We start from the raw sequence: 9193 nt of genomic DNA, 5'->3' as shown, positions 1-9193 counted from the left end.
AAGTCCTCGCCACGCTGGCGGCGTTTCGTCGTACCGTAGAAGAGCCATTCGATAGCCTCGGCGAGTCTAGTTTTGCCGTGGCCATTCGGCCCGTAGAACAGGACAAGATCCTTATCGAGGTCGATAGTCTCTGCCGCGGCACCGAAGCCGCGGAAGTTACGGACGGTCAGAGCTTTCAGCCGCATTCGCCGGCTCCTGTAACGCTTGTTCCATGACATCCTTCAGGCGCGTGACCAAGTCGGCCCCCTTTATCGCCGGGTCGCGATGACCAGCGATGAAGGTTGCCACCAACTGCTTTGAAAGGTGTTGATCCCGGCTCGCGCCGAACTCATCCAGGTGACTTTTGTCGGTCAATGCGCACGCCTCCCACCCTATTAAGGCCAAGCTTGCGCAAGACGCGAGTCCGGAAATCTTAGCAATGTTCAGATCGCCAAGCCGAACCGGCAGGATAAGGTGCTGACCGCCGCCTGCAGTCGTGTCGCCGCAGCGGACCAACCTCCGCTTCCTGATCAGTTCTCAAGGTCCGCTGATGGCTCCCCCCCCCCGGTAAATGCGCGCTATGGCTCGCCAACACGCGATCCTTGCCAATTAGACCTTGCTCACCTCATCACGCATGATCTCAGTCGTGCTCCGTCGCAGCGACGGAGTTTTCGTGAACGCCACCCGCATCCTCTGGGGCCAGGTCCTCACCGTCTGTTCGATCGCATTGGCCTTCATTTGGACCGCGACGCAGTGGACGGCCGCGCAGCTCGGCTACCAGGCGCAACTCGGCCACCCGTGGTTCATGGTCGGGCATTACTCCGTATATCATCCGCCCGCCTTTTTCTGGTGGTGGTTCGCGTACGACGCCTATGCGCCGCACGTTTTCCAGACGGGCGCCTACATCGCCGCGGCCGGCGGGTTCGCTTCGGTCATTGTTGCGATCGCAATGTCGGTATGGCGGGCGCGGGAAGCCAAGCACGCCGATACCTACGGCTCCGCCCGGTGGGCGACCGAGAAGGAGGTTCGCGCCGCCGGCCTGTTGGGGCCGGACGGGCTGTTGCTCGCCCAACTCGGCAGGGCCTACGTCCGACACGAGGGTCCTGAGCACGTCCTGTGTTTTGCGCCTACTCGTTCTGGTAAGGGGGTGGGTCTCGTCGTCCCGACCCTGCTCACCTGGGCCGGCTCGGTCATCGTCCACGACATCAAGGGCGAGAACCACGGCCTGACAGCCGGTTGGCGGGCTCGCTTCAGCCGCATCGTCCTGTTCGATCCGACCAACCCGGAAAGCGACGCCTACAACCCGCTGCTCGAGGTGCGCAGAGGACCAAACGAGGTGCGCGACGTTCAGAACGTCGCCGACATTTTGGTCGATCCGGAAGGTGCGCTGGAGAAGCGCAATCACTGGGAGAAGACCAGCCACGCGCTGTTGGTCGGCGCGATCCTGCATGTCCTCTACGCCGAGGCCGACAAGACGTTGGCCGGCGTCGCCAGCTTCCTGTCCAATCCCAAGCATCCCATCGAGACGACGCTCCGGGCGATGTTGACTACGCCACATCTGGGTAAGGCCGGGCCGCATCCGGTGATCGCCAGCGCGGCGCGCGAGCTCCTGAACAAGAGCGAGAACGAGCGCTCCGGCGTACTTTCCACGGCCATGTCGTTCCTCGGACTCTACCGCGATCCGGTGGTGGCGCAGGTGACGCGCCGCTGCGACTGGCGCATCCGCGACCTCGTTGACGGCACGATTCCGGTGACGCTCTACCTCGTGGTGCCGCCGTCCGACATCAGCCGCACCAAGCCGCTCGTCCGATTGATCCTGAACCAGGTCGGGCGACGGCTGACCGAGGAGCTTGAGGACAGGCGCAAGCGCCACAAGCTGCTGCTGCTCCTCGACGAGTTCCCCGCGCTCGGGCGACTCGACTTCTTCGAGTCCGCGCTCGCGTTCATGGCCGGCTACGGCATCCGGTCTTTCCTGATCGCGCAGTCGCTCAACCAGATCGAGAAGGCCTACGGACCGAACAACGCCATCCTCGACAATTGCCACGTCCGCGTATCGTTCGCGGCAAACGACGAACGGACGGCGAAGCGCGTGTCGGACGCGCTGGGGACCGCGACGGAGATCCGTGACGCGAAGAACTATGCCGGCCACCGGCTATCGCCGTGGCTCGGGCACCTGATGGTGTCGCGTCAGGAAACCGCACGTTCGCTGCTCACGCCGGGCGAGATCATGCAGCTGCCGCCGACGGACGAGCTGGTGCTCGTTTCCGGCTTAGCTCCGATCCGGGCCAAGAAGGCGCGCTACTATGCCGACCGCAGTCTCGCCGCCCGGGTGCTGCCACTCCCAGAGCGGCAGAGGATCGCGCACGCTGCTCGCCCCGCGGACGACTGGACGGCCTTGAAGCCACTGGCGCTGCCGCCGGCTGCGGTCGTGCCGACCGGGAGCAAGTCCGACCCGGCGACTGCCGCCCCGCCAAATGGCGAGGACCCGGACAATGCCGGCATCCGCCGCGAACCCGATCTTCCCGAGCACGAGGCGATCGCGCCCGAAGCGCCGCCGCCAGCCCCGGTGCGCGAGTTCGACGATCCCGATGACGAACCGGACACCGAAGCCGTGAAGGCGCGGATTCTGCAGCGCCGGTTCGGAGGGCTGGCGCGACAGGCTGCGCTGGACCCTGACGATGGCATGGCGTTGTGACGGCCCGCGGCAAATACACGTTCCGGCTGTCCACCGAGCTCGCCGCCCGGCTTGCCGACTATTCCGCCCGGGCGCGTGTCCCGCAGGCCCAGGTGGTCGAGGCGGCGATCGCCTCGCATCTGTCGCCCGATGCGGCCGATCAGCTCGAAGCGGCGCTGGCCCGCCGGCTCGACCGCATGAGCCGGGCGATCGAGCGAATGGAGCGTCACACGGTCATCTCCAATGAGGCGATGGCGCTGTTCGTGCGCTTCTGGCTGACATCAACGCCGCCGCTGCCGGACGCCGCTCAGCCGGCTGCCCAAGCCAAGGGCCGCGAACGCTACGAGGGCTTCGTCGAAGCGCTCGGACGGCGCCTCGCCAAGGGGCAGTCGTTGGCTGACGAGGTCTCGCGCGACATCGGCCCGGAGAGTTCCGCGCAGGGCGGCTGATCGGACCGGCCCTTCTGCATCCGTTTCTACGCCACAGCCCTTCTACGCCGTCGAGCTTGTTGAGCAGCCCGCATCAGGGCGCTTTGTATCCACCCCGTCGACCATCCGCGCCGTGACCGGCGCCGAGCACGGGGTAGCCAGTGACCGTCACCGCATTCCGGCCCGAAGCCTACGCCCGCGGCGCTCGAATGCTGCGCACGGCGTTGGGACCCGCGATCGGCGGCTGGCTCGATGATGCCAGTGTCGGTGAGGTCATGCTCAATCCCGACGGCCGGCTCTGGATCGACCGGCTCGCCGGCGGGCTCGAGGACACTGGCGAGCGCCTGTCAGCCGACGATGGCGAGCGCATCATCCGCCTGGTCGCGCACCATGTCGGCGCCGAGGTCCATCCCGGATCCCCCCGCGTCTCGGCCGAGCTGCCCGGGACGGGGGAGCGGTTCGAAGGCCTGTTGCCGCCGGTGGTGGCCGGCCCGGCATTCGCGATCCGGCGGCCGGCCGTCGCGGTGTTCACGCTCGGCGACTATGTTGCGGCAGGCATCATGGCGGAGTGCCAGGCCGAGTTCCTGCGCGAGGCAGTCGCGGGCCGCGCCAACATCCTGGTCGCGGGCGGCACCTCGACGGGCAAGACCACGCTGGTCAACGCATTGTTGGCGGAGGTGGCCAAGACCTCCGACCGCGTGGTGCTGATCGAGGACACGCGCGAGTTGCAGTGCGCCGCGCCCAACCTGGTGGCGCTGCGTACCAAGGACGGCGCGGCCTCCCTAACTGACCTCGTCCGCTCGGCGCTGCGGCTACGGCCCGACCGCATCCCCATCGGCGAGGTGCGCGGCGGCGAGGCGCTCGACCTGATCAAAGCGTGGGGCACCGGCCATCCCGGTGGCGTCGGCACGCTGCACGCCGGCTCCGCGGTCGGCGCCCTGCGGCGGCTTGAGCAGCTCGTCCAGGAAGCGGTGATCACCGTGCCCCGTGCGCTCATCGCCGAGACCATCGACGTCATCGCCGTCCTGTCCGGCCGCGGCTCCGCCCGCCGGCTCGCCGAACTCGCTCGCGTCGAGGGGCTCGACGGGCAGGGCGACTATTGCCTCACCTCAGCAGGAGACCATCCATGATCGTTCGTCTTCGTCGGCGGCTTGCCGGCGCCGCATCCATGCTCACGCTCGCGGCAATCAGCGCGCCCGCCTACGCCGCCGGCTCCAACATGCCGTGGGAGGCGCCGCTCCAGTCGATCCTCGATTCGATCCAGGGTCCGGTCGCCAAGATCCTGTCGGTGATCGTCATCGTGGTGACGGGCCTGACGCTCGCGTTTGGCGACACGTCGGGCGGATTCCGCCGCTTGATCCAGATCGTGTTCGGGCTCTCGATCGCCTTCGCCGCCAGCTCCTTCTTCCTGTCGTTCTTCTCCTTCTCCGGCGGGGCGCTCGTCTGATGCTGGAGAGCGACGACCCCGTTGCAGGCTTCTACGCGCCGGTCCGGCGGTCTCTGACCGAGCCGATCCTGATGGCCGGTGCGCCGCGCACCGTCGCCATCATCAACGGGACGCTCGCCGCCGCCGTCGGACTCGGCCTGCGGCTCTGGATCGTCGGCGCGGCGCTCTGGCTGATCGGACATCTGGCCGCGGTCTGGGCGGCGCGCCGCGATCCGGCCTTCGTTGACGTGGTGCGCCGGCATCTACGCTACCCCGCGCATCTCGGGAGCTGAAGCGCCATGCTGAACCTCGCCGAGTACCGCAAGAAGCCGCAGGCGCTGGCCGACTTCCTGCCCTGGGCGGCGCTGGTCGCGCCCGGCGTGATTGCCAACAAGGACGGCTCGTTCCAACGCACCGCCCGGTTCCGCGGACCGGACCTGGACTCCGCCACACCCGCCGAGCTGGTCTCGACCACGGCGCGGCTGAACGGCGCGCTGCGCCGGCTCGGCTCCGGCTGGGCGGTGTTCGTTGAGGCGCAGCGCGTGTCCGCGAACCGCTACCCGCGCAGCCGCTTCCCGGACGCAGCATCAGCGCTGGTGGAAATGGAACGGCGCTTCCAGTTCGAGGAGAAGGGCGCTCACTTCGAGAGCGCCTATTTCCTGACCTTCGTCTGGCTGCCGCCGGTCGACGCCGCCGATCGCGCCGAGGGCTGGCTGTACGAGAACCGCGCGGCCGCCGGCGCCGATGGCCGCGTAGCGCTAGCCGGCTTCGTCGATCGAACCGATCGGGTCTTGGCCCTGCTGGACGGGTTCATGCCTGAAGCGGCGTGGCTCTCCGACGAGGGGACGCTCACCTACCTCCACTCGACCGTCTCGACCCGCCGCCATGCCGTGCGCGTGCCTGAGACGCCGATGCACCTCGACGCCATCCTGGTCGACGAGCCGCTCTCCGGCGGTCTGGAGCCCAGGCTCGGGAACGCGCACCTGCGCACCCTGACCGTGCTCGGCTTTCCCTCGCGGACCTGGCCCGGTCTGCTCGACGACCTCAACCGCCTTGCCTTTCCGTACCGCTGGTGCGTCCGCGCGGTCGCGCTCGACAAGACCGACGCCACCAAGGTGCTGTCCCGCATCCGCCGGCAATGGTTCGCCAAGCGCAAGTCGATCGCCGCCATCGTCAAAGAGGTGATGACCAACGAAGCCTCGGTGCTGATGGACTCCGATGCCGCCAACAAGGCGGCCGACGCCGACATGGCATTGCAGGAGCTCGGCTCCGACCTGATCGGCGAAGCTTACGTCACCGCCACCGTGACGGTCTGGGACCAGGACGCGCGCGCTGCCGACGAGCGGCTGCGGCTGGTCGAGAAGACCATTCAGGGCCGCGATTTCACCTGCATCCGCGAGGGCGTCAACGCGGTGGAAGCTTGGCTCGGATCGCTGCCCGGGCAGCTCTACGCCAACGTCCGCCAGCCGCCGATGTCGACGCTCAACCTCGCCCACATGATGCCGTTCTCGGCGGTGTGGGCGGGCCCGCCCCGCGACGAGCATCTCGACGCGCCGGCGCTGTTCGTCGCCAAGACCGAGGGCTCGACGCCATTCCGCTTCTCGCTCCACGTCGGGGATGTCGGCCACACCCTGATCGTCGGGCCGACCGGCGCGGGCAAGAGCGTGCTGCTCGCCGTCATGGCGATGCAGTTCCGCCGCTATGATCGCGCCCAGATCTTCGCCTTCGATTTCGGCGGCTCGATCCGCGCTGCGACGCTCGCGATGGGCGGCGACTGGCACGATCTCGGCGGCTCGCTGTCTGAGGACACGGCCGAGCCGGTGGCGCTCCAGCCGCTCGCGCGCATCGACCTGCCCGAGGAGCGCGCCTGGGCGGCAGAGTGGGTCGCAGCGATCCTCGGCCGGGAGGCCGTTGCGGTCACGCCGGAGGTGAAGGAACATCTCTGGTCGGCGCTCGGCTCGCTCGCCTCTGCACCCGTCCACGAGCGCACCCTGACCGGCCTGTCGGTCCTGCTCCAGAGCCAAGCGCTCAAGCGCGCGCTTCAGCCCTACTGCCTGAGCGGCCCTTGGGGCCGGCTGCTCGACGCCGACGCCGAACGGCTTGGCGAAGCGGATGTTCAGGCGATCGAGACTGAAGGCCTGATCGGCACCGGTGCAGCGGCGGCCGTGCTCGCCTACCTGTTCCACCGCATCGAGGACCGGCTCGACGGCCGGCCGACGCTGCTGATCGTCGACGAGGGCTGGCTCGCGCTCGACGACGAAGGCTTCTCCGGCCAGCTGCGTGAATGGTTGAAGACGCTGCGTAAGAAGAACGCCAGCGTGGTGTTCTCGACCCAGAGCCTCGCCGACATCGACAACAGCCCGATCGCGCCGGCGATCATCGAGAGCTGCCCGACGCGGGTGTTCCTCGCCAACGAGCGCGCGCTCGAGCCCCAAATCGCCGCGACCTACCGCCGGTTCGGCCTCTCCGATCGCCAGATCGAGATCCTGAGCCAAGCCACGCCCAAGCGCGACTATTACTGCCAGTCCCGCCGCGGCAACCGGCTGTTCGAGCTCGGCCTCGGCGAGGCCGCGCTCGCCTTCGCCGCCGCGTCGTCCAAGACCGATCAAGCGCTCATCGCCGAGCTGTTCGCGGCCCGCGGCCGCGATGGCTTCGCCCAGGCCTGGCTCCAGGCGCGCGGCGCCGGCTGGGCCGCCGATCTCGCCCGCACTTTGCCCGAGGAGCTTACCCCATGACCGTCCGTCGTTTCCGCAAACAACTGGCCGCCGGTGTCGGCGTGCTGTCGCTGGCCCTCTCCGCAGTGCCGGCCCGCGCGCAATGGACGGTGTTCGACCCCTCCAACTTCTCGCAGAACGTGCTGACCGCCGCGCGCACGCTCCAGCAGATCAACAGCCAGATCACCTCGCTTCAGAACGAAGCGCAGGGGCTGATCAATCAGGCGCGCAACCTGGCGAACCTGCCATATTCCTCGCTACAGGCTCTCGAGCAGAACATCGCCCGCACCCAGCAGCTGGTCTCCCAGGCGCAGGGCATCGCCTACAACGTCCGGAACATCGACCAGGCGTTCGCGACCCGATACGCGCCCGCGTCCGCTTCCCAGACCGACCAGCAGCTCGTCGCCGGCGCGCAAGCGCGCTGGCAGCAGTCGGTGCAGGCGCTTCAGGACGCGATGCGCACGCAGGCGACCGTCGTTGGCAACCTCGACGCCAACCGAACGCAGATGTCGGCGCTCGTCACCGCCAGCCAAGGCGCGACCGGGGCACTCCAGGCGACGCAGGCGGGCAACCAACTCCTCGCGCTCCAGGCGCAGCAGCTCTCGGACCTGACCGCCGCCGTGGTGGCGCAGGGCCGGGCGCAGGCGCTCGATGCCGCCCAGCGCCAGGCCGCATCCTCCCAGGCGCAGGAGCAACTGCGCCGCTTCCTGCAGACGCCGACCGGCTACCAGCCGTCGACTGTCACCATGTTCCACAAGTGAGGCAGGCGATGCGACGGTTTCTCTTCCGCTCGGACCGCCTCGGGGCGCTGGACCGGCGGTTCGTGCGGCGTACGTCGATCGCGCTTGGCGCCGGTGCTGCGCTTTGTGGCGTCGCGGCACTCTTGGCCGCGAGGGAAGGCGAGGGGCTTCAGTCCTCACCGCCGGCGATGCAGTCGGTCTCCTCCGATCCGCTGGTGGCCGAGATGCGGCGCTGCCAGTTGCTCGGCGAGCCGGGCGCGCATGACGCCGGCTGCCTCGCGGCGTGGGCGGAGAACCGCCGCCGCTTCCTCAGCCTGGATCGCCGGCCGCTCGCGCCCAATCGGGCGGCCGCTTCGGCGATGGCAGGGGAGCGCTGAGATGGGCGGCACCGGGGTCATCGACCGCTTCCTGGAGGTCTTCACCCGCTACATCGACAGCGGGTTCGGCCTGCTCCAAGGCGAGGTGAAGTGGCTCGCCGGCGTACTGATCGCCATCGACCTGGTGCTCGCGGCACTGTTCTGGGCGATGGCGCCGGACGAGGACGTGATCGCCCGGCTGGTCAAGAAGACGCTGTTCATCGGCGTGTTCGCCTACATCATCAACAACTGGACCAACCTCGCGCGCATCGTGTTCGAGAGCTTCGCGGGGCTCGGCCTCAAGGCGTCCGGCACGGGCCTCTCCGAAGCCGAGTTCCTGCGGCCCGGCCGCGTCGCCCAGGTTGGGCTCGATGCCGGCAAGCCGATCCTGGAGTCGATCTCCGGGCTGATGGGGTTCGTCTCGTTTTTCGATAACTTCATCCAGATCGCGGTGTTGCTGTTCGCCTGGGCGATCGTCATTCTTGCCTTCTTCATTCTTGCCATCCAGCTCTTCGTCAGCCTCATCGAGTTCAAGCTGACGACGCTCGCCGGCTTCGTGCTGATCCCGTTCGGGCTGTTCAACAAAACTGCCTTCGCCGCCGAGCGCGTGCTCGGCAACGTCATGAGCTCGGGCATCAAGGTGCTGGTGCTCGCCGTCATCGTCGGCATCGGCTCGACCCTGTTCAGCCAGTTCACAGAAGGGTTCACCGGCCAGCCGACGATCGAGGACGCGATGGGGCTGGTCCTCGCCGCGCTGTCGCTGCTGGGCCTCGGCATCTTCGGACCTGGCGTCGCCAACGGCATCATCTCGGGTGGTCCGCAGCTCGGCGCGGGCGCTGCGGTCGGCACGGGCCTCGCCGCCGGCGGCCTCGTTGC

At 68.3% G+C, this 9193-nt stretch carries 10 protein-coding genes; 9 read left to right on the top strand and 1 reads right to left on the bottom strand.

Annotation, left to right across the window (positions count from 1 at the left end; all coding sequences use genetic code 11):
• Positions 1-185 (bottom strand): ATP-binding protein (locus L8H00_RS18260; RefSeq protein WP_242098734.1); only part of this gene is annotated, 185 nt, incomplete at its 3' end.
• A gap of 467 nt (positions 186-652) precedes the next feature.
• On the opposite strand from L8H00_RS18260, the gene L8H00_RS18255 reads away from it, so the two are divergent.
• The 9 genes from L8H00_RS18255 to trbL form a co-directional block, all read left to right on the top strand.
• Positions 653-2674, top strand: coding sequence for a conjugal transfer protein TraG (locus L8H00_RS18255; protein ID WP_242098733.1), 2022 nt, complete (start codon positions 653-655; stop codon positions 2672-2674).
• On the top strand, positions 2671-3102 hold the full coding sequence (locus L8H00_RS18250; RefSeq protein WP_242098732.1) for a ribbon-helix-helix domain-containing protein: 432 nt from the start codon (positions 2671-2673) through the stop codon (positions 3100-3102). Before L8H00_RS18255 ends, L8H00_RS18250 begins: the two co-directional genes overlap by 4 nt.
• A 188-nt stretch (positions 3103-3290) precedes the next feature.
• Positions 3291-4211, top strand: coding sequence for a P-type conjugative transfer ATPase TrbB (gene trbB, locus L8H00_RS18245; protein WP_277924568.1), 921 nt, complete (start codon positions 3291-3293; stop codon positions 4209-4211).
• On the top strand, positions 4208-4528 hold the full coding sequence (locus tag L8H00_RS18240) for a TrbC/VirB2 family protein (RefSeq protein ID WP_242098730.1): 321 nt from the start codon (positions 4208-4210) through the stop codon (positions 4526-4528). Before trbB ends, L8H00_RS18240 begins: the two co-directional genes overlap by 4 nt.
• Positions 4528-4800 (top strand): VirB3 family type IV secretion system protein, encoded by a 273-nt coding sequence (locus L8H00_RS18235; protein WP_242098729.1) that lies wholly within the window; start codon positions 4528-4530, stop codon positions 4798-4800. Before L8H00_RS18240 ends, L8H00_RS18235 begins: the two co-directional genes overlap by 1 nt.
• 6 nt (positions 4801-4806) lie before the next feature.
• On the top strand, positions 4807-7242 hold the full coding sequence (trbE, locus tag L8H00_RS18230) for a conjugal transfer protein TrbE (RefSeq protein WP_242098728.1): 2436 nt from the start codon (positions 4807-4809) through the stop codon (positions 7240-7242).
• On the top strand, positions 7239-7982 hold the full coding sequence (gene trbJ / locus L8H00_RS18225) for a P-type conjugative transfer protein TrbJ (protein WP_242098727.1): 744 nt from the start codon (positions 7239-7241) through the stop codon (positions 7980-7982). The genes trbE and trbJ overlap by 4 nt, the downstream gene beginning before the upstream one ends.
• 8 nt (positions 7983-7990) lie before the next feature.
• Complete coding sequence (trbK-alt, locus tag L8H00_RS18220; RefSeq protein ID WP_242098726.1) at positions 7991-8338, top strand: putative entry exclusion protein TrbK-alt; 348 nt, start codon at positions 7991-7993, stop codon at positions 8336-8338.
• Between the two features lies 1 nt (position 8339).
• The coding region (gene trbL / locus L8H00_RS18215; RefSeq protein WP_242098725.1) for a P-type conjugative transfer protein TrbL at positions 8340-9193 on the top strand (854 nt) is incomplete at its 3' end.

This window comes from Sphingomonas sp. CROZ-RG-20F-R02-07 (assembly GCF_022662335.1).
GTDB lineage: Bacteria > Pseudomonadota > Alphaproteobacteria > Sphingomonadales > Sphingomonadaceae > Sphingomonas.
The sequence above is the reverse complement of the archived record's forward strand: the minus strand, read 5'-3'. Positions and strand labels throughout refer to the sequence as shown.